Here is an 18,281-nt window from a genome sequence, read left to right as displayed (position 1 = left end):
TGCGGGGGGGCCGGGTGGCCCCCCCGCTGCCTCAGGCCTCCAAGTCAGGACAACTTCCGCGCCCGCGCGTCAAGCATATCCTGTGTTATCAACACGATCCCGCCCTCGCTGCGGCGGAACCACTTCGCGTCCTCCTCCGGGTCCTGCCCCACGACAAGGCCCTCCGGGATCACCACGCCGCTGTCGATCACGCAGTTCGTCAGCTCCGCCTTGCGGTTGACCACCACGCGCGGCAGGGCCACCACATATTCCAGACTGGAATAGGAATGCGTCCTGACGCCGGTGAACAGCAGCGAATTGCGCACCTCCGACCCCGACACGATGCAATCCCCCGACACCAGCGACGAAATCGCCATCCCCCGCCGCCCATCCTCGTCATGGATGAATTTCGCGGGCGGCACGATCTCGGAATAGGTCCAGATCGGCCAGGTATTGTCATAGATGTCCAGCTTGGGGACAAAATCCGTCAGGTCGATATTGGCCTGCCAGAAGGCATCAATCGTCCCCACATCGCGCCAGTAGGGTTCATCCTCCAACCCCGATTTCACGCAAGAATCGGCGAACTTGTGCGCCATGGCCTTGCCGTTCTGCACGATGGCCGGGATCAGGTCATTGCCGAAATCATGGCTGGAATTGCTGTCATCCATGTCCCGGATCAACAGATCGCGCAGGAAGGCCCAGTCAAAGACATAGATCCCCATCGAGGCCAGCGCATGATCCGGGTCGCCCGGAATCCCCGGCGGGTCTTTCGGTTTCTCAAGGAAGGAAGTGATCCGCATCTCCTTGTCGACCGCCATCACGCCAAAGGCCGTGGCCTCCATCCGTGGCACGGTCAGGCAGCCGATGGTCACATCGGCACCGGTCGAGACATGCTGTTGCAGCATGATCTCGTAATCCATCTTGTAGATGTGATCACCCGCCAGAACGATCACATATTTGATGCCATAGCTGTCCACGATGTCGATGTTCTGCGCCACGGCATCGGCGGTGCCCAGATACCACTTCGTCTCATCCACCCGCTGCGACGCGGGCAGAATGTCCAGATATTCATTCCGCTCCGCCCGGAAGAAGTTCCATCCCCGCTGGCAATGCCGGATCAGGCTATGGGCCTTGTATTGCGTGGCAATCGCCATCTTGCGGATGCCGGAATTCAGCGCGTTCGACAGGGCAAAGTCGATGATCCGCGTCTTGCCGCCGAAATAGACCGCAGGTTTCGCCCGCCGGTCGGTCAACTCCTTCAACCGGCTCCCCCGCCCCCCGGCCAGAACGAAGGCCATCGCCTGGCTCGACAGGCGCGCGTTCGGTCTCGGTTTCATCATGGTTTTCCCTCCCTTATGCGGCTTTGCCGCTTATCGCTTAACCCTCACGCACCCGCCTGACGGAACCAGACCGCCGACAGGGGCGGCAGCGTGACCAGCGCCGATTGCGCCTGCCCGTGCCATGCCACCGCCTCGGCCGTCACCCCGCCCATGTTCCCCCGGTTGCCGCCCCCATAGACGCCCGCATCCGTGTTCAGGATCTCGTCCCAATGGCCGCCCGCAGGCAGGCCCAGCCGATACTGCCGCTCCACCGGCGTCATGTTGACCACCGCCACGACCATCGGATCGCGCGGTCCCCCCTTGCGCACCCAGGCATAGACCGACGCGCCCGCATCATTGCTCTCGATCCACTGGAACCCTTCGGGACGCGTGTCATTCACATGCAGCGCCGGGTTCTCCCGGTAGGCGCGGTTCAGATCGCGCACCAGGGCCTGCACGCCGCGATGTTCGGGAATGTCCAACTGATGCCAGTCAAGGCTCTGGTTGTGGTTCCACTCACGGCCCTGCGCGAACTCGCATCCCATGAACAGCAGTTTCTTGCCCGGATGCGCCCACATGAACCCGTAATAGGCCCGCAGATTGGCGAATTTCTCCGGGCCATCCCCCGGCATCTTCTCCAGCATGCTGCCCTTGCCATGCACCACCTCGTCATGACTGATCGGCAGGATGTAATTCTCCGACCACGCGTAATGCAGCCCGAATGTCATCTGGTGGTGGTGATACTGCCGATAGATCGGGTCCTTCTGCATGTAGGACAGGGTGTCGTTCATCCAGCCCATGTTCCACTTGAAGCCAAAGCCAAGGCCCCCGTGATCCACAGGCCGCGACACGCCGGGGAAGGCCGTGCTTTCCTCGGCCACCGTCATCACCCCCGGCACTTCGCCATAGACGGTGACATTCATCCGCCGCAGCAGCGCCGCCGCCTCGTAATTCTCGCGCCCGCCATCCTTGTTGGGGATCCACTCGCCCTCTTTCCGCGAATAGTCGCGATAGAGCATGGAGGCCACGGCATCCACCCGCAGCCCGTCCACATGATACTCTTCCAGCCAATACAGCGCGTTGGAGACAAGGTAATTCGCCACCTCCACCCGCCCGTAATTGTAGATCAGAGTGTTCCAATCCTGATGGAACCCCTCGCGCGGGTCGGCATGTTCATAAAGCGCGGTGCCGTCAAACCGGCCAAGCCCGTGCGGATCGGTCGGGAAATGCCCCGGCACCCAATCCAGCAGAACCCCCAAGCCCCGCCGATGCGCCGCATCCACCAGCGCGCGGAACTCGCCCGGCGTGCCATGGCGGATCGTGGGTGCAAACATCCCCACCGGCTGATAGCCCCAGCTGCCGTCAAAGGGATATTCGCTGACGGGCATCAGCTCGATATGGGTGAACCCCATATCGGCAACGTACTCGACCAACTGCTCGGCCAGTTCCAGATAGGACAGCATCCGGTCCCCCGGCGCGCGCCGCCACGATCCCAGATGCACCTCATAAACGGATATGGGCGCGTCGATGGAATGGCGCGCCGCCCGCGATGCCATCCAGTCCGCATCGTCGAACCCGCCGCCGATCCGCCGCACCACCGATGCATTCGCGGGCGGATGTTCCGATCCGAAGCCAACGGGATCGGCCTTCAGCGGCCCGACATAGCCATGCTGGCCGCGGATTTCATATTTGTAGGTCGCCCCCTCACCCAGACCGGGGATGAAGGTCTCCCACACGCCCGTGGCACCCCGCCGCCGCATCGGATGGCGCCGCCCGTCCCAGATGTTGAAATCGCCCACCACGCTGACACGCTCGGCATTGGGCGCCCAGACGGCGAAATGCGTGCCCTCCACGCCTTCATGGGTGATCACATGCGCGCCCAGCACCTGCCACAGCCGCTTATGCGTGCCTTCCCCCAGCAGATATTCGTCCATCTCGCCCAGCACGGGGCCAAAGCGGAAGGGATCATCGAATTCCCACACCGCGCCTTGGCCTTCGGCGCGCAGGCGATAGTCGGCCCGTCGCGGCAGGGCGGCACAGAACACCCCCTCGCAGCCGGGAATGGCCTCCGCCGCGATGGCCTTGCCCGCCTTGCCGGTCAGCACCGCCAGCCGCTCTGCCCCCGGCACAAAGGCCGTCACCACCCAGACACCGCCCCGCTTGTGCAAACCCAGCACCGAGAACGGATCGCCATGCCGCCCTTCCATGATGGCCCGCGCCGCGCCGTGATCAATCAGCTCTGCGGTCATGGCTGCCCCCCTCCCAAAAGGCGCCACCCCGGCCCGTCACAGGGCCGAAGTGACCCCCCATATGTCATCCATGTAGCTGCGGATCGTCCGGTCCGATGAAAAGAAGCCCGACCGCGCCGTGTTCATCGCCGCCATGCCCAGCCAGCGGTCGCGATCGGCATAGGCGCGGTCCACCTCGCCTTGCGCGGCGTGGAAGGCATCAAAGTCCGACGCCACGAGGAAATAGTCATGATGCCAGACCCGGTGCACCAACCCATGATAGCGGTCCGGCTGCCCGGGCGAAAAGCGCCCTTCCGCGATCATCTGCAGCACATCCTGCAAGGGCTGGCTCGCCTCGATGGCCTTGCGCGCATGTTCGGGGTCCTCGCGGCGGCGCATCACCTCTTCCGCCGTCAGCCCGAACAGGAAGAAGTTCTCCGCCCCCACCTCCTGCAGGATCTCCACATTGGCCCCGTCCAGCGTGCCGATGGTGGGCGCGCCGTTCATCATGAACTTCATGTTGCCCGTGCCGCTGGCCTCCTTGCCCGCGGTCGAGATCTGCTCCGACAGGTCCGCCGCCGGCACCAGCCGCTCGGCCATGCTGACGTTATAGTTGGGCGGATAGATCACCTTCAGCAGATCGCCCGTCACCGGATCGTTGTTGATCACGGCCGCCACATCGTTGATCAGATGGATGATCTCCTTGGCCACCGCATAGCCCGGCGCCGACTTGCCGCCAAAGATCTTCACCCGCGGCACCCAAGGCCCCTTGGGATTGCCGCGGATCTTGTTCCAATGCGCGATCGTCTCAAGGATGTTCAGAAGCTGCCGCTTGTATTCGTGGATGCGCTTGATCTGCACGTCAAACAGCGCATCGGGCGATACCTTCACCCCACATTCCGCCGCGATCCAGTTCGACAGCGCCACCTTGTTGGCCCGCTTCGCCGCGCCAAACGCCTCGCGGAAGGGTCGGCTTCCCACATGCGGCTCCAGCCCGCGCAGACGGTCCAGATCGGCCTCCCAGCCCTCGCCGATCGTGTCGGTGATCAGCGTGGCCAAGGGGCGGTTCGCCATCTTCAGCCAGCGCCGCGGCGTCACGCCATTGGTCTGGTTGATGATCCGCCCGGGATGCAGACGCTCCAGTTCGGGAAACAGGTTCTTCTTCACAAGGTCGGAATGCAGCGCAGAGACGCCATTCACCTTATGCGCCATGATGAAGGCGAGTTCGCCCATCCGCACCTCGTGATGCTTCACGATCCCCACATAATGGGGCCGCGACGGATAGGTGCGGCGGTGCCAGCTGTCGATCCGCTCCACGATCTGCATGTGGCGCGGCAGCACATTGCCGAATGTAAACGTCGCCCAGCGCTCCAGCGCCTCGGGCAGCAGCGTGTGGTTGGTATAGCCCAGACAGCCCCGCGCCGTCTCCAGCGCCTCGTCAAAAGCCATGCCATGCTCATCCACCAGCAGGCGGATCAGCTCCGGCCCGGCAATCGCCGGGTGGGTGTCGTTCATCTGGATCGCCACATGCTTGGGCAGCGCGCGCAGATCGTCATGCTTGGCAAGGTAACGCCGCAGAATGTCCTGCAACGCGGCCGAGGTCAGGAAAAACTCCTGCTTCAGCCGCAACTCCTTGCCCTGATAGGTGGTGTCATCGGGATAGAGCACGCGGCTCAGCGTCCGCGCCAGCGCCTCGGGCTCCGCCGCCGCCGCATAATCGCCCCGGTTGAACCGCTCCAGATCGAACAGCGTCGTGGGCTTCGCCGCCCAGAGGCGCAGCGTATTGGCCCATTTGCCCTGCCAGCCGATCACCGGCGTGTCATGCGCCTCAGCCCGCACGGTTTCGCCGGGCACCCAGACCTCGCGCCCGTCGCGCGTCTCGACATGCCCCTTGAACGGGATGGTATAGGCGCTCTCCGGCCGCGCGAATTCCCACGGATGGGCCTGGTTCAGCCAGTCCTCTGGCGTTTCCACCTGCTGGCCGCCCTCGAACCGCTGCCGGAACAGCCCATGCTCATAGCGGATGCCATAGCCATAGGCCGGACAGCCCAGCGTCGCCATGCTTTCCATGAAACAGGCCGCCAGCCGCCCCAGCCCGCCATTGCCCAGCGCGGCGTCGGGCTCATCCTCGACGATGGCCCGGAAATCCTGCCCAAAGCCCGCCATCGCCTCCACCGCGATGTCGCGCAGGCCAAGGTTCGTCGTGGCATCCTCCAAGAGCCGCCCGATCAGGAATTCCATCGACAGGTAATAGACGCGCTTGCGATCCTCGGCCCAGGTGCGGCGGGTCGAGGCAAACCAAGGCTCCACGATCCGGTCACGGATCGCAAAGGACAGCGCCATCCGCCAGTCATAGATGCTGGCATTGGGCGCGTCCTTGCCCAGCGTGAAGGTCAGATGCCGCGCGATATCGGCTTGCAGCAGGTTCGGGGTCAGGCTCAGATCGTTCACGTCACTCTATCCGCATGATGCCACCACGCAGCCAACCCTAAGCGGCCCCGATGCGCCGTCAAGCGACACGCGCCAGACAGGCCAAGCCGGTTCCGGGCAGAGCAGCCCTCAAACCGCTTTAAATGTTATCGCAAACAGGCGCAACAAACTTGTGATCAAGCACGCCTCGCATCTGCGCTCTGCCCGGCCCGCCCGCACCCAAAGCGCTTTGACGATTCGACAGAACTTTCATCACGAACAGGCGGTTTGCCTGCCACGCCCCGCCATGCGACCACGCCCAAAGCGGCGGCGCGGAATTCATTCATCTGATCTAGATCATGTCACACATGCCGAGCCTTGCATAATTCTTTGGCGACAAGACCCGATCCCCCCGCCCGGAGACCCAGCATGAGACTCACGATCCGCACCGATCTCGCCATGCGCACGCTGATGTTCTGCGCCGTGAACCCCGGCCGCACGGTGCGCAAATCCGACGTGGCCGCCGCCTGCCACGCCTCGGAAAACCACCTCGCGCAGGTGATCCACCTCCTGTCGCAAAAGCGCTTCCTCACCACCCTGCGCGGCAGGTCGGGCGGGTTGCGGCTCGCCCGACCGCCCGAGGCGATCAGCGTGGGCGCGGTCTTTCGCGAATTCGAGGCCGTCCTGCCCTTCACCGACTGCTTCGCCGGCACCGAAACGGACTGCCCGCTTCTGGTCTGCTGCCGCCTGCAATGCACCCTGAACCAGGCCTTGGCGGCCTTCTACGCCGAACTCGATCGCGTCACGCTGGCCGATATGGTCCGACAGAACACCCCGCTCCACAGCCTGCTTCAGGTCGCCTGACGGCAAGACGCGCAGCCTGCCCCTACCCGCCCCTCTATCCCCCCCAGGTGCGGCGCAGCACGGACAGCCAGTTGTCCCAGGCCATCTTGCGGATCAGGCCCGCATCGTAACCATGCGCCCGCAGGGCCGCGATCAGCCGGGGCAGACCGGCCACATCGCCGATGCCCTGCGGCACGGTCGCCCCGTCGAAATCCGACCCAAAGCCCACATGATCCTCCCCCAGCCGCCCGATCAGATGATCGAGGTGTCGCAGCACCGGTTCCCACCCCATCGCCGGATCGCGCCGCCCGTCGGGGCGCAGGAAAACGGTGGCGAAGTTCAGCCCCACCAACCCCCCGCTTTCACGGATCGCGTCCAACTGGCGGTCCGTCAGGTTGCGCGTGGAGGGCGTCACCGCATGGGCATTGGAATGGCTGGCCACCAGCGGCGCATCACTGATCCGCGCCACATCGTCAAAGCCCTTGGCGTTCAGATGGCTCAGATCCACCAGGATCCGCAGCGCATTGCAGGTGGCGATCAGCCGCTTGCCCGCCTCGGTCAGCCCCGGCCCGGTATCGGGATCACCCGGAAAGCGGAACGGCACACCATGGCCAAAGGCCGTGGGTCGGCTCCAGACCGGCCCCAGCGACCGCAGGCCCATGGCGTGAAAGGCGTGCAGCGCGTCGCAGGCCGGATCAATCGCCTCGGCCCCCTCCATATGCATCACGCCCGCGATCACGCCTTCGGCCCGCGCGGCCTCGATCTCGGCGGCGCTCCGGCACAGCCGGAACGCCCCGCCGGATGCCCGCGCCATCCACATCAGATGCCCCGCCTGTTCCAGCGCCACAACCTGACTGGGGCCCAGCGCCAATTGCCCCGGCAACTCCACCGCATAGGGCGGGCGGTCCATCAGCGCGTCGATGGCATCGACATCGGCATCGGCCGTGCTGGGCGTCGGCACATAGATCGCGAACAGCCCGCCCGCAAAGCCCCCCGCCCGCATCCGTGGCAGGTCCAGATGACCCCTGCCCTCGCCCGTCAGCCAGATCGCCTCGCGCGCCTCGGGCGCCATCAGCAGACGGTAGAGAATGTCGTTATGGCCATCAAAAACCGGGACCGTATCGTTCATGCAAAGCCTCCGCAGCGCGGCCCCCACCCTTGCACGGCGCTCCGTCAGGGTGAACCCCCGCCGTTGCCGCCTTCAACAGCAGGGCGGCCCGGCCAGTCCCGTCAGGATCGGGCAATCGGGCCGCGCATCGCCCGCGCAGCTTTCGACCAGCGCGCGCAGCGTGGCCTGCATGGCCCGCAATTCCGCGATCTTGCGCTCCATCTCGTCCAGATGCGCCTCGGCCAGCGCCTTCACATCCGCGCTGGCCCGGTCGCGATCCTCATAAAGCGCAAGCAGCTTGCGACATTCCTCGATGGTAAAACCCAAGCCCCGCGCCCGCGCCAGAAAGGCCAGCTTGTGCAGATCGCTGTCCCGAAACGCGCGATAGCCATTCGCCCCCCGCAAGGGCCGGATCAGCCCGATCTCTTCGTAATAGCGGATCGTCTTGGCAGGCAGCCCCGACCGTGCGGCCACATCCTTGATGTTCATGCCGCCCCCTCCCCCGACCGCACCCCCCGGATACCCCGCAACCGCAGCGCATTGCCCAGAACAAAGACCGATGACAGCGCCATCGCCCCCGCCGCCAGCATGGGCGAAAGGGCAGGCCCGCCAAACGGCACCAGCACCCCCGCCGCCACCGGGATCAGCGCGACATTGTAGCCGAAGGCCCAGATCAGGTTCTGCCGGATGTTGCGCATCGTGGCGCGCGCCACATCCAGCGCATCCACCACCGCGAGCGGATCGCCCGACATCAGCACCACATCCCCCGCCTCAATCGCCACATCCGTCCCCGTCCCCATCGCCAGCCCCACCTCCGCCGCCGCCAGCGCGGGCGCATCATTGATGCCGTCCCCCACAAAGGCCACGCCCGCCCCGAAACCCCGCACCGCATCCGCCTTGCCCGCGGGCAGGACGCCCGCCTGCACCTCCGTCACGCTCAGACGCGCCGCGATGGCCCCGGCCGTCGCGGCATTGTCCCCCGTCACCATCGCCACGCGCACGCCCCGCCGCGCCAGCGCCCGCAGCGCCGCCGCCGCCCCGGGCTTCACGGGATCGGCCACCGCAATCAGGCCGCGCGCCACGCGGCCCTCCCCCACGAACAACAGCCCCTTGCCTTCCGCCGCCCATCCCGCCGCCGCCTGCGCCAGAGGCTCCGGCATCTCGGCAAACATCCGCGCCGATCCCACCGCCACTTCTGCGCCCGCCACCCGCGCCCGCGCGCCCTGCCCCGGCACCGCCTCGAATGCCTCCGCCCCCGGCACCACCACCCCGCGCGCCGCCGCATGGGCCAGCACGGCCCCCGCCAGCGGATGCTCCGACCCCGCCTCCACCGCCGCCGCCTGCGCCAGCGCCGCATTATCCCCGATCATGTCCGTCACCACCGGGCGCCCCATGGTCAGCGTCCCGGTCTTGTCAAAGGCCACGGTCCGCACCTCGGCCAGCCGCTGCAACGCCTCGCCCCGCCGGAACAGAACCCCCAGTTCCGCCGCCCGGCCCGTACCCACAAGGATCGACACCGGCGTCGCCAAACCCATGGCGCAGGGGCAGGCGATGATCAGAACCGACACCGCCGCAACAATGGCCTGCGCCACGCCCTGCCCCGCCATCAGCCACCCCGCACAGGCCAGCGCCGCCACCGCCATCACCCCCGGCACGAACCACAGCGTCACCCGGTCCACCAGTGCCTGCACCGGCAGTTTGGACCCCTGCGCCTCTTCCACAAGCGCCACGATCCGCGCCAGCACCGTGGCCGCGCCCACCTGCCGCACCTCCACCACCAGCGCGCCCGTGCCGTTGATCGTGCCGCCCGTCACCGCATCCCCGGCGGCCTTGGCCACCGGCAGCGGCTCGCCCGTCAGCATCGCCTCATCCACGGCAGATGCCCCACTGACCACCACGCCATCCACCGCCACCCGCTCGCCCGGCCGCACCAGCACGCGCATCCCCGGCACAAGTGACGCGACCGGCACCTCCGTCCCGTCCTCCAGCCGCGCCACCTTTGGCTGCATCCCCACCAGCCGCGCAATCGCCGCCCCGGCCCGCCCGCGCGCCCGCGCCTCCAGCACCCGGCCCAGCAGAACCAGCACCACGATCACCGCCGCCGCCTCGAAATAGACCGCCCGCGCCGCCTCTGGCACAAGGCCCGGCGCAAAAGTCACCAGCGTTGAATAGGCCCAAGCCGCCCCGGTCCCCAGGGCAACCAGCGCGTTCATGTCCGGCGCCCCCCGCAACAGCGCGGGCCACCCCCGCCGCTGAAAGCGCCAGCCCGGCCCCAAAAGGACCAGCGTCACCAGCACGAACTGCGCCACCCACAGCGCCTGCATCCCCAACAGCCCCATCAGCCAGTGATGGAACGGCGCGAACAGATGCCCGCCCATCTCCACCACCACCACAGGCAGGGTCAGCGCCGCCGCCACCCCGGCATCGCGCACCAGCGCCCGCCCCTCCTCCGGGCCCCCGTCCCGGCGTGCCGCCGCGCCCTCCTCGGCCGGGCGCGCGGCATAGCCCGCCCGCGTCACCGCCGCCGCCAGAAACTCGGCCCCGGCCCCGCCCTCCCACAGCGTCACCGTGGCCCGCCGCAGGGCAAGGTTGGCCACCACCGCGCGCACCCCGGGCTGGGCGCGCAGCACCCGCTCCACCCGCCCGGTGCAGGCCGCGCAGGTCATCCCCTCCACCTCCAGCACGACCGTCGCCTCCCGCGCCGGATAGCCCGCCCGCGCCAGCGCCGCCGCCAGCGCCGCGGGGTCCGCCGGGGCGCGATAGGCCACATCCGCCGTCTCGGTCGTCAGGTTGACCACCGCCCGCGTCACCCCCGCCTGCGCCCGCAGCACCCGCTCGGCCCGCAAGACGCATGAGGCGCAGGTCATCCCGTCCAGCCGGAAACGCACGGCCCTGTCCCGCCCGTCCGGGCCGGGCACAGGGATCGCAAGGGAAGGGGTTGAAACAGCGGCGTCGGTCATGGGAAAACTCCTTCCGCCCCATCACATAATCCTTCCCGTAATGGGAAGGTCAACCCCGCAGGGGCGACAATCCGCCCCGGCGTTTTCCGCCGCGCCCCCTTGACCTTCCCGCCACGGGAACCCCCAGATAGGGGCAGATCAACCCCAAGGGCCATGCCGATGACCACACTCTCCATCCCCGACATGACCTGTGGCCATTGCAAGGCCTCGGTCGAACAGGCGCTGGGCCGCGTCGCCGATGCGGGGGAAATCCGCATCGATCTCGCCGCCCGCACCGCCACTGCCAGCGGCCCGGCCAGCGCCGAATCCCTCATCCGCGCGCTGGATGAGGTGGGCTTCCCCGCCACCCCCCTGCGCTGATCGCGCAAGCGTGCACGCCCCGAACGCCCCCACAATCCCCTGAACCTGTTGCAAATGTCGCACAGACCGGGCGAGGCGTCGCAAAATCGTCATGCTTGCGTCTTGCCGCCGCCCTTCCCCCAACGCACATCACAGGGTAAGGAAGCGCCACAACGCCGGAGCGAGCAGGAAAAATGGCCAAGAAACCCGCAAACCCCTCACAGCAGCAGGGCGGCAGCAACACGCCGTCGCAGCAGCAGGATCAATCGCAGGGCACGACCCAGCAGCAAGGGTCCACCCCGATCTTCCGCGACTGGGCGTCGATCTGAACCCAAGCAGACCGCGTCAGACGCTTTTCTCGCACAGGGTCAGCCGCTAGGCTGGCCCTGTTTTCTTTTGCGCATGGCCCAGATGCCCACACCCGTCTCCTCCATCCCCAATCTCGGCCCGGCGACCGAGGCCGCCTTCGCCAAGGCGGGCGTCCATTCCGCCGAAGACCTGCGCGCCATGGGCCCCGATGAAGGCTATCGTCGCCTGCTTGCCTCTGGCGTGGCGCCGCATTTCATTGGCTACTATGTGCTGGTGATGGGCCTGCAGGGCCGCCCCTGGAACGACTGCCAGGGCGAAGAGAAGGCCGCGCTGCGCCGCCGCTTCGATGCGCTGAAGGCCGAGATGAAAGGAAAGGGCCGCTCCGAACTCGAAGCGGCCCTCGATATGCTGGGCGTCGTGGAACGGCGCCGCTGAAGCCCGGCCTTAGCCGACCAGTTCCAGACCCGAGAAGAAGAAGGAAATCTCGCGGGCGGCCGAGGTCTCGCTGTCCGACCCGTGGACCGAGTTTTCGCCGACCGACAGGGCAAACTCCTTGCGGATGGTGCCATCGGCCGCATTGGCCGGGTTGGTCGCGCCCATCACTTCGCGGTTCTTCAGAATGGCGCCTTCGCCTTCCAGAACCTGCACCACCACCGGCTCCGATGCCATGAACTCGCACAGCTCGCCATAAAAGCCGCGCTCCTTGTGCTCGGCATAGAACTGCCCGGCCTGCGCCATGGTCAGGTGGATGCGCTTCTGCGCAACGATGCGCAGGCCCGCTTCTTCGAACTTGGCGTTGATCTTGCCGGTCAGGTTGCGCTTGGTCGCATCGGGTTTGATGATCGACAGCGTGCGTTCGATGGCCATGGGTGGCGTCTCCGTATTTGGGGCGCGCGGGGGGATCCCGGCGCCGGAATTCATGTGCGGCGCACCTAGCATGGGCCTGTAACAATGAAAAGCCGCCCCCGGACCGGAACCTCGCCAAAGCGTAAATCCCCCGCGCGCCGCGTGCATACGCTTTGCTGCACTACGATGCTGCACGCCGTGCTGAACACCGGCCCCCACCGTTGCAATTGACGCCGCGCCCCCCATAGGGCAAGCCCTGATCCCATGTTACGCATCGACGCCATCACCTATTCCGTCGAAGGCCGCCCCCTGTTCGAGGGCGCCTCCGCCACCATTCCCACCGGCCACAAGGTCGGCCTCGTGGGCCGCAATGGCGCGGGAAAAACCACGCTTTTCAGGCTGATACGCGGCGAACTTGCGCTTGAAGGCGGGTCCATCTCCCTGCCCGCCCGCGCCCGCATCGGCGGTGTGGCGCAAGAGGTGCCGTCGTCGGAAACCTCGCTTCTCGACACCGTGCTCGCCGCCGATACCGAACGCGCGGCCCTGCTGGCCGAATCCCAAACCGCCACCGACCCCCACCGCATCGCCGAAATTCAGGCCCGCCTCGCCGATATCGACGCCTGGTCCGCCGAGGGCCGGGCCTCCAGTATTCTCAAGGGGTTAGGCTTCGATGCTGAACAGCAACTGATGCCCTGCTCCGGCTTTTCCGGCGGCTGGCGGATGCGCGTGGCGCTGGCGGGCGTGCTGTTTTCCCAGCCCGATCTCCTGCTGCTCGACGAACCGACCAACTACCTCGATCTCGAAGGCGCCCTCTGGCTTGAGGCGTATTTGCAAAAATACCCCCATACCGTGCTGATCATCAGCCACGACCGGGGCCTTCTGAACCGCGCCGTGCAGGGGATCCTGCATCTGGATCAGCGGAAATTGACATATTGGACAGGGCCTTACGACCAGTTCGCCCGCCAGATGGCCGAACGCCGCGCCGTCCTGCAGGCCGAGGCGAAAAAGCAAGAGGCCCGCCGCGCGCATCTGCAATCCTTCGTTGACCGGTTCAAGGCAAAAGCATCCAAGGCCGTGCAGGCGCAAAGCCGGGTGAAGATGCTGGAAAAGATGACGCCGATCACACCGCCGGAAGAGGCAAAGCGCGTCGTCTTCACCTTTCCCGCGCCCGAAGAACTCTCGCCCCCCATCATAAACCTCGAAGGCGCGGCCGTGGGCTATGGCGGCCCGCCGGTGCTGCGCAAGCTTTCCTTAAGGATTGACCAGGACGACCGCATCGCCCTCCTCGGGCGGAATGGCGAAGGGAAATCCACGCTTTCCAAACTCTTGGCGGGCAAACTTCAAGCGGCAGAGGGGCGCATCACCCGCTCGTCCAAGCTGCGGATCGGCTATTTCGCCCAACATCAGGTCGATGAATTGCACATCGACGAAACGCCGCTGCAACATATTCAACGCCTGCGCCCCGATGAAGGCCAGCCCCGCCTGCGCGCCCGGCTTGCGGGCTTCGGCCTGATGGCTGATCAGGCCGATACCGTGGTGGGCCGCCTCTCGGGCGGGCAGAAGGCGCGGCTGTCGCTCCTGCTCGCCACGATCGACGCGCCGCACCTTCTGATCCTCGACGAACCGACCAACCACCTCGACATGGAAAGCCGCGAGGCGCTGGTCGAGGCGCTGACCGAATATCCCGGCGCGGTGATCCTTGTCAGCCACGACATGCACCTGCTGTCGCTGGTGGCCGATCGGCTCTGGCTGGTCAAGGGCGGGGCCGTCGCGCCTTACATCGATGATCTGGAAGCCTATCGCCGGATGCTGCTGGCCGGCGATGACGACGTGAAGATCTCCGCAAAACCCGTTGATAAACCGAAGAAAGCCAGCCGAGACGAAATCCTCGCCCTGCGCGCCGAGGTGCGCAAATGCGAAGACCGCCTCGCCAAGATCAACGACATGCGCGACAAGCTGGCCACCAAACTGGCCGACCCAGACCTGTACGAGGCCGCGCGGATCGGCGAGCTGGAAACCTGGAACCGGAAATACGCAGAGGTGATGGAGGCGCTGGATCGCGCCGAGGCGCTGTGGCTCGCCGCGCAGGAAAAGCTCGATCAGGCCGAGGCGGCATGACCCATGCCTATGCCGTGGACCTATCGCCAGGCGACGCGCGAATGGCAGGCCTTTCTGGCGGATGCAAAAGACGCGATGGACACGCCCACCGACAACACAACCTTCACCGCAGTGGAAGGTGTGCTGCGGGCGTTCCGGCGGCGGTTGACGCCTCAGCAGGCGATTGATTTCGCACAGATTCTGCCTTCGGTCCTGCGTGCGCTTTTCGTGGCCGACTGGAACCTGTCCGATCCGGTCATCCCACCCGGCACCCGTGCCGACTGGACGGCCGAAGCCCGCGCCCTGCGCCGCCACCACAATGTCACGCCCGAAAACTGCGTGGCCGCCACCGCCTGTGCCCTGCGCCGCGCCGTCCTGCGCGAAGACCTTGACCGGGTCCTGTCAAGGCTGCCCCCGTTCGCGGCCGATTTCTGGTCCACCCCGGGGATCGACCCCGCCACCCTCGGCCCACGGATCGTCTGATCGCGCCGCTTGCCTGCCCGCCCCATCCGCCTCTAGGCTGCACCGAACCGGAGGTCACCCTTGCCCGAAGCCGCTTTCCTGATCACCGCCTTCGCCACGCTCTTCGTGGTCATCGACCCGCCCGGTCTGGTGCCCCTGTTCATCGCCCTGACCCAAGGCGCGGACGCGGCGCATCGCCGCCGCCTTGCCCGTCGGGCCTGCCTGATCGCGGGTTTTCTGCTGCTGCTCTTCGGGCTGGCGGGCGAGTCGATCCTTGCCTTCGTCGGCATCTCCATGCCCGCCTTCCGCATCGCGGGCGGGATCCTTCTGTTCCTGACCGCGCTCGACATGCTGTTCGAACGCCGCACCAAGCGGCGCGAGGATCAGAAAACCGACCCCGACCATGATCCTTCCGTCTTCCCGCTGGCGACGCCGCTGATCGCGGGGCCGGGGGCGATTGCGACCATGATCCTGCTGGTGGGCGAGGCGCCGGGATGGCCCGGCACCTTTGCCGTGCTGGCGCTGATGGTGCTGGTGCTGTTGACCACCTTTCTGTTCCTCCTGGCGTCACCACCGCTGGAGCGGCTCTTGGGCCGCACGGGCACCATCGTGATCACGCGCCTGCTGGGGATGCTGCTGGCCGCGCTGTCGGTGCAATTCGTGATCGACGGGGTCAAGGGTACCGGTCTGATCGGCTGACCCTTCCCTTCACCGTCCTGCCCCCCCATATCGGCAGGAAATCACCGGATCGCGCGCATGGATTCTGACAGTATCGCCCGTCTTTTCTACCTTCTTCTGCTGCTGGTCGCAGTCGGGGGCTGGGTGCTTGTCGAATATCGCAAACGCATGGGCGAAGCGCTGCGCACCGCCGCCGCATGGGGCCTGATCTTCATCGGCGTGATGGCGGGCTATGGTCTGTGGAACGACCTGCGCAGCGATATCGCGCCCCGGCAGATGATTTCGGACGCCGGCGCGATCGAGGTGCCGCGCGCCGAAGACGGGCATTACTACCTGACGCTTGAGGTAAACGGCACGCCCGTGCAGTTCCTCGCAGATACCGGGGCCACCAACATGGTGCTGTCGGATCGTGATGCCCGCCGCGTGGGAATTGATCCTGCGGAACTGATGTATCTGGGCACAGCGCAGACCGCCAACGGAACCGTCCGCACAGCACGGGTTGAACTGCCCAGCGTCACCCTCGGCCCCCATACCGACGCCAATTTTCCGGCTTGGGTGAACCAGGGCGAGATGACGGATTCGCTTCTGGGCATGGACTATCTGTCGCTCTACCGGGTGGAGATCGCGGGCGACCGCATGATCCTGCGCCGCTAGCGCCAGCCGCTCAGGCCGCGCCGGGCTTTTCGGCCTTCTTCTCCCAGCGCCCGCTTTCTTCTGACCAGTATTGCGCCGCCAGCCCTGCCTCTGTCAGCGCCTTCCATTTCTGCCGCGCCGCCGACAGCTGCCCCCCGTCATTGCCGTCGAAAAGCAGCCACACCCGTTCCAAGGGCCGCGCCTCGGCGGGGCCTGTCGCCGCCCCGTCAATCAGGAACAGCCCCTGCGCGCCGTTTGTGATGGCCCCCTGCCCGATCAGAACCGGCTGGTCGGCGTCATGCGGCCCGCCCTCCATCCCATGGGGCAGAAAGGGCAGGCTTTCCAGCGTCCAGAGCCGCGTATCCAGCGCCTCAAGCGCCGCGCGGTCCCCCCCGCGCAGCATGACGCGCCAGCCTTGCGCCACCGCCCGGGGCAGCAGCATCACAAGCGTCTCCTCAACCGAAGAGCGCGTCAGATGATAGAACATCACCACGCCCATGGCGGGGTCATTTCGCCTCGAACCTGTCGCGGATCAGGCGGTCCAGCGTCATCACGCCCCAACCCGTGGCCCCCTTTGGCGCCAGCGTGCTGTCGGATTTCAGAAGCGCCGTACCTGCAATGTCGAGATGGCACCACGGCATGTCGGGCTTCACGAAGCGCTGCAGGAACTGCGCCGCCGTGATCGCCCCGCCATCGCGCCCGCCCACATTCATCATGTCGGCGATCCGCGATTTCAGCTTGGCGTCATAGGCATCGCCCATGGGCATCCGCCACGCGCCCTCGCCCTCGGCCCTGGCGGCCTTCAGAAGGGCGTCGCACAGATCGTCATTGTTGGAAAAGACGCCCGTGTTTTCGTGCCCGAGCGCGATGATGATCGCCCCGGTCAGCGTGGCAAGGTCGATCATCCCCACCGGCTTGAACCGCTCCTGCGCGTACCACATCACATCGGCCAGAACGAGGCGGCCTTCGGCATCGGTGTTGATGACCTCGACCGTGTCGCCCTTCATCGTGCGCACCACATCACCCGGGCGCTGCGCGCGCCCGTCGGGCATGTTCTCGACCAGCCCGACCAGACCCACGACATTGGCGCGGGCCTTGCGCAGGGCGAGCGTGCGCATGACGCCCGCCACCACACCGGCCCCGCCCATATCCATCGTCATCTCTTCCATCCCGCCCGCCGGTTTGATCGAGATGCCGCCCGTATCGAACACCACGCCCTTGCCCACCAGCGCGAGCGGTGCCTCGCCCTTGGCCCCGCCATTCCATTGCATGACCACCACCTTGGACGGGCTTTCCGACCCCTGCCCGACGCCGAGAAGCGCCCCCATGCCAAGCTTGGTCAGCGCCTCTTCCTCAAGGATCTCGACATCAAGGCCAAGCTCCTGCATCGCGGCCAGCCGGGCGGCAAAATCATGCGTGGTCAGGATGTTGGCCGGTTCGTTCACCAGATCGCGGGTGAAGAACACGCCCTCCGCCACGGCGGCACCGGGCGCTGCGGCGGCGGCCACCGCTTCGGGATCGGACACCTGAAAGACGATCGGACCGGGGGCTTTGCGTTCGCCCGTCTTGTGCGCGGTGAATTCATAGGCCCGCATCGCCACGCCAAAGGCTATTTCCGCCGCCTGCGTCTGGCCTTCGGCCAGCACCGTGCAACCAGCGGGCGACAGCGCCCGCCCGATCACACCGCCCGCCTTGCGCGCGGCGGCCCGGTCCGCGCGGCGCGGCAGGCGCACGATCTGCAGCGCATCGGCCTGCAATCCCGAAGGCCAGGCCATTTCCACCGCCTCACCGGGTTTCAGCTTGTCGAAGGCCTCATGGTTCAACATCCGCCCCACCGCCCCGCGCGTCAGCCGATCCAGCCGCCGCAGGCCCGGGCTCATCGCGCCGGGGCCGCTGGCAAAGGCCACGATCCGCCCGGTGACGCGGGGCAAGGCCTCCAGATCGACGGGGCGGAACTGGATCGGAATGGGGTGGGTCATGGGTGAAGTCTCCGGCAGGATGCGGCGCCCGTGGGGGGCGCGCGCGATTATCGGCAAAACGCTACCTGTGCCGTCCGGGATTGACCAGATAT

17 protein-coding genes are annotated in these 18,281 nt (G+C 66.6%); 8 read left to right on the top strand and 9 right to left on the bottom strand.

Annotated elements, in window-relative coordinates; genetic code table 11:
* Positions 1 to 44 precede the first annotated feature (44 nt).
* The 3 genes from glgC to GU920_RS12650 are packed head-to-tail and all read right to left on the bottom strand — an operon-like array spanning position 45 to position 5,977.
* Complete coding sequence (glgC, locus tag GU920_RS12660; protein ID WP_161768074.1) at positions 45 to 1,316, bottom strand: glucose-1-phosphate adenylyltransferase; 1,272 nt, start codon at positions 1,314 to 1,316, stop codon at positions 45 to 47.
* Between the two features lie 47 nt (positions 1,317 to 1,363).
* On the bottom strand, positions 1,364 to 3,547 hold the full coding sequence (gene glgB / locus GU920_RS12655) for a 1,4-alpha-glucan branching protein GlgB (RefSeq protein ID WP_161767456.1): 2,184 nt from the start codon (positions 3,545 to 3,547) through the stop codon (positions 1,364 to 1,366).
* 36 nt (positions 3,548 to 3,583) lie between these two features.
* Positions 3,584 to 5,977 (bottom strand): glycogen/starch/alpha-glucan phosphorylase, encoded by a 2,394-nt coding sequence (locus GU920_RS12650; protein ID WP_161767455.1) that lies wholly within the window; start codon positions 5,975 to 5,977, stop codon positions 3,584 to 3,586.
* A 387-nt stretch (positions 5,978 to 6,364) separates the two neighbouring features.
* Between GU920_RS12650 and GU920_RS12645 the strand changes: the two genes are divergently transcribed.
* A complete protein-coding gene (locus tag GU920_RS12645; protein WP_161767454.1) occupies positions 6,365 to 6,799 on the top strand; it encodes an RrF2 family transcriptional regulator in 435 nt (144 codons plus the stop codon).
* A 34-nt stretch (positions 6,800 to 6,833) separates the two neighbouring features.
* On the opposite strand, the gene GU920_RS12640 is transcribed toward GU920_RS12645, so the two are convergent.
* The 3 genes from GU920_RS12640 to GU920_RS12630 form a co-directional block, all read right to left on the bottom strand.
* On the bottom strand, positions 6,834 to 7,907 hold the full coding sequence (locus GU920_RS12640) for a dipeptidase (RefSeq protein ID WP_161767453.1): 1,074 nt from the start codon (positions 7,905 to 7,907) through the stop codon (positions 6,834 to 6,836).
* 72 nt (positions 7,908 to 7,979) lie between these two features.
* Positions 7,980 to 8,375: a Cu(I)-responsive transcriptional regulator gene (cueR, locus tag GU920_RS12635; RefSeq protein WP_161767452.1), complete on the bottom strand. Its 396-nt coding sequence runs from the start codon at positions 8,373 to 8,375 to the stop codon at positions 7,980 to 7,982.
* A complete protein-coding gene (locus tag GU920_RS12630; RefSeq protein ID WP_161767451.1) occupies positions 8,372 to 10,846 on the bottom strand; it encodes a heavy metal translocating P-type ATPase in 2,475 nt (824 codons plus the stop codon). The genes cueR and GU920_RS12630 overlap by 4 nt, the downstream gene beginning before the upstream one ends.
* Positions 10,847 to 11,005: 159 nt before the next feature.
* Here GU920_RS12630 and GU920_RS12625 point away from each other — a divergent pair, with 159 nt between their 5' ends.
* The 3 genes from GU920_RS12625 (at position 11,006) to GU920_RS12620 (ending at position 11,929) form a co-directional block, all read left to right on the top strand.
* Positions 11,006 to 11,206: a heavy-metal-associated domain-containing protein gene (locus tag GU920_RS12625; protein ID WP_161767450.1), complete on the top strand. Its 201-nt coding sequence runs from the start codon at positions 11,006 to 11,008 to the stop codon at positions 11,204 to 11,206.
* Positions 11,207 to 11,379: 173 nt separating this feature from the next.
* Entirely contained in the window at positions 11,380 to 11,514 is a 135-nt protein-coding gene (locus GU920_RS19730) for a hypothetical protein (protein ID WP_268894627.1), read from the top strand.
* 82 nt (positions 11,515 to 11,596) lie between these two features.
* On the top strand, positions 11,597 to 11,929 hold the full coding sequence (locus tag GU920_RS12620; protein WP_161768073.1) for a TfoX/Sxy family protein: 333 nt from the start codon (positions 11,597 to 11,599) through the stop codon (positions 11,927 to 11,929).
* Between the two features lie 9 nt (positions 11,930 to 11,938).
* Here the strand turns inward: GU920_RS12620 and ndk are convergent, their stop codons facing one another.
* A complete protein-coding gene (gene ndk / locus GU920_RS12615; protein WP_161767449.1) occupies positions 11,939 to 12,361 on the bottom strand; it encodes a nucleoside-diphosphate kinase in 423 nt (140 codons plus the stop codon).
* A 243-nt stretch (positions 12,362 to 12,604) separates the two neighbouring features.
* On the opposite strand from ndk, the gene GU920_RS12610 reads away from it, so the two are divergent.
* Genes GU920_RS12610 through GU920_RS12595 form a run of 4 tightly spaced genes read left to right on the top strand, consistent with a single transcriptional unit; the run spans position 12,605 to position 16,231 of the window.
* Entirely contained in the window at positions 12,605 to 14,458 is a 1,854-nt protein-coding gene (locus tag GU920_RS12610; RefSeq protein ID WP_161767448.1) for an ABC-F family ATP-binding cassette domain-containing protein, read from the top strand.
* 3 nt (positions 14,459 to 14,461) lie between these two features.
* Positions 14,462 to 14,920, top strand: a complete 459-nt coding sequence (locus GU920_RS12605; protein WP_161767447.1) for a DUF2267 domain-containing protein — start codon at positions 14,462 to 14,464, stop codon at positions 14,918 to 14,920.
* Positions 14,921 to 14,980: 60 nt separating this feature from the next.
* The gene (locus GU920_RS12600) at positions 14,981 to 15,598 is read left to right on the top strand and encodes a MarC family protein (protein WP_161767446.1); all 618 of its coding nucleotides are present in this window, start codon (positions 14,981 to 14,983) and stop codon (positions 15,596 to 15,598) included.
* A 57-nt stretch (positions 15,599 to 15,655) separates the two neighbouring features.
* Complete coding sequence (locus tag GU920_RS12595; protein ID WP_161767445.1) at positions 15,656 to 16,231, top strand: retropepsin-like aspartic protease family protein; 576 nt, start codon at positions 15,656 to 15,658, stop codon at positions 16,229 to 16,231.
* A 10-nt stretch (positions 16,232 to 16,241) separates the two neighbouring features.
* On the opposite strand, the gene GU920_RS12590 is transcribed toward GU920_RS12595, so the two are convergent.
* Positions 16,242 to 16,709, bottom strand: a complete 468-nt coding sequence (locus tag GU920_RS12590) for a DNA polymerase III subunit chi (protein ID WP_161767444.1) — start codon at positions 16,707 to 16,709, stop codon at positions 16,242 to 16,244.
* A gap of 7 nt (positions 16,710 to 16,716) precedes the next feature.
* Positions 16,717 to 18,189, bottom strand: a complete 1,473-nt coding sequence (locus tag GU920_RS12585; protein ID WP_161767443.1) for a leucyl aminopeptidase — start codon at positions 18,187 to 18,189, stop codon at positions 16,717 to 16,719.
* Positions 18,190 to 18,281 lie beyond the last annotated feature (92 nt).

This window comes from Paragemmobacter ruber (assembly GCF_009908315.1).
Lineage (GTDB): Bacteria > Pseudomonadota > Alphaproteobacteria > Rhodobacterales > Rhodobacteraceae > Paragemmobacter > Paragemmobacter ruber.
The sequence above is the reverse complement of the archived record's forward strand: the minus strand, read 5'-3'. Positions and strand labels throughout refer to the sequence as shown.

Coding starts and splice junctions, on each gene's coding strand:
- glgC (WP_161768074.1), bottom strand. CDS start 1,316: ATGAAACCGAGACCGAACGCGCGCCTGTCGAGCCAGGCGATGGCCTTC.
- glgB (WP_161767456.1), bottom strand. CDS start 3,547: ATGACCGCAGAGCTGATTGATCACGGCGCGGCGCGGGCCATCATGGAA.
- GU920_RS12645 (WP_161767454.1), top strand. CDS start 6,365: ATGAGACTCACGATCCGCACCGATCTCGCCATGCGCACGCTGATGTTC.
- GU920_RS12640 (WP_161767453.1), bottom strand. CDS start 7,907: ATGAACGATACGGTCCCGGTTTTTGATGGCCATAACGACATTCTCTAC.
- cueR (WP_161767452.1), bottom strand. CDS start 8,375: ATGAACATCAAGGATGTGGCCGCACGGTCGGGGCTGCCTGCCAAGACG.
- GU920_RS12630 (WP_161767451.1), bottom strand. CDS start 10,846: ATGACCGACGCCGCTGTTTCAACCCCTTCCCTTGCGATCCCTGTGCCC.
- GU920_RS12625 (WP_161767450.1), top strand. CDS start 11,006: ATGACCACACTCTCCATCCCCGACATGACCTGTGGCCATTGCAAGGCC.
- GU920_RS19730 (WP_268894627.1), top strand. CDS start 11,380: ATGGCCAAGAAACCCGCAAACCCCTCACAGCAGCAGGGCGGCAGCAAC.
- GU920_RS12620 (WP_161768073.1), top strand. CDS start 11,597: ATGCCCACACCCGTCTCCTCCATCCCCAATCTCGGCCCGGCGACCGAG.
- ndk (WP_161767449.1), bottom strand. CDS start 12,361: ATGGCCATCGAACGCACGCTGTCGATCATCAAACCCGATGCGACCAAG.
- GU920_RS12610 (WP_161767448.1), top strand. CDS start 12,605: ATGTTACGCATCGACGCCATCACCTATTCCGTCGAAGGCCGCCCCCTG.
- GU920_RS12605 (WP_161767447.1), top strand. CDS start 14,462: ATGCCTATGCCGTGGACCTATCGCCAGGCGACGCGCGAATGGCAGGCC.
- GU920_RS12595 (WP_161767445.1), top strand. CDS start 15,656: ATGGATTCTGACAGTATCGCCCGTCTTTTCTACCTTCTTCTGCTGCTG.
- GU920_RS12590 (WP_161767444.1), bottom strand. CDS start 16,709: ATGGGCGTGGTGATGTTCTATCATCTGACGCGCTCTTCGGTTGAGGAG.
- GU920_RS12585 (WP_161767443.1), bottom strand. CDS start 18,189: ATGACCCACCCCATTCCGATCCAGTTCCGCCCCGTCGATCTGGAGGCC.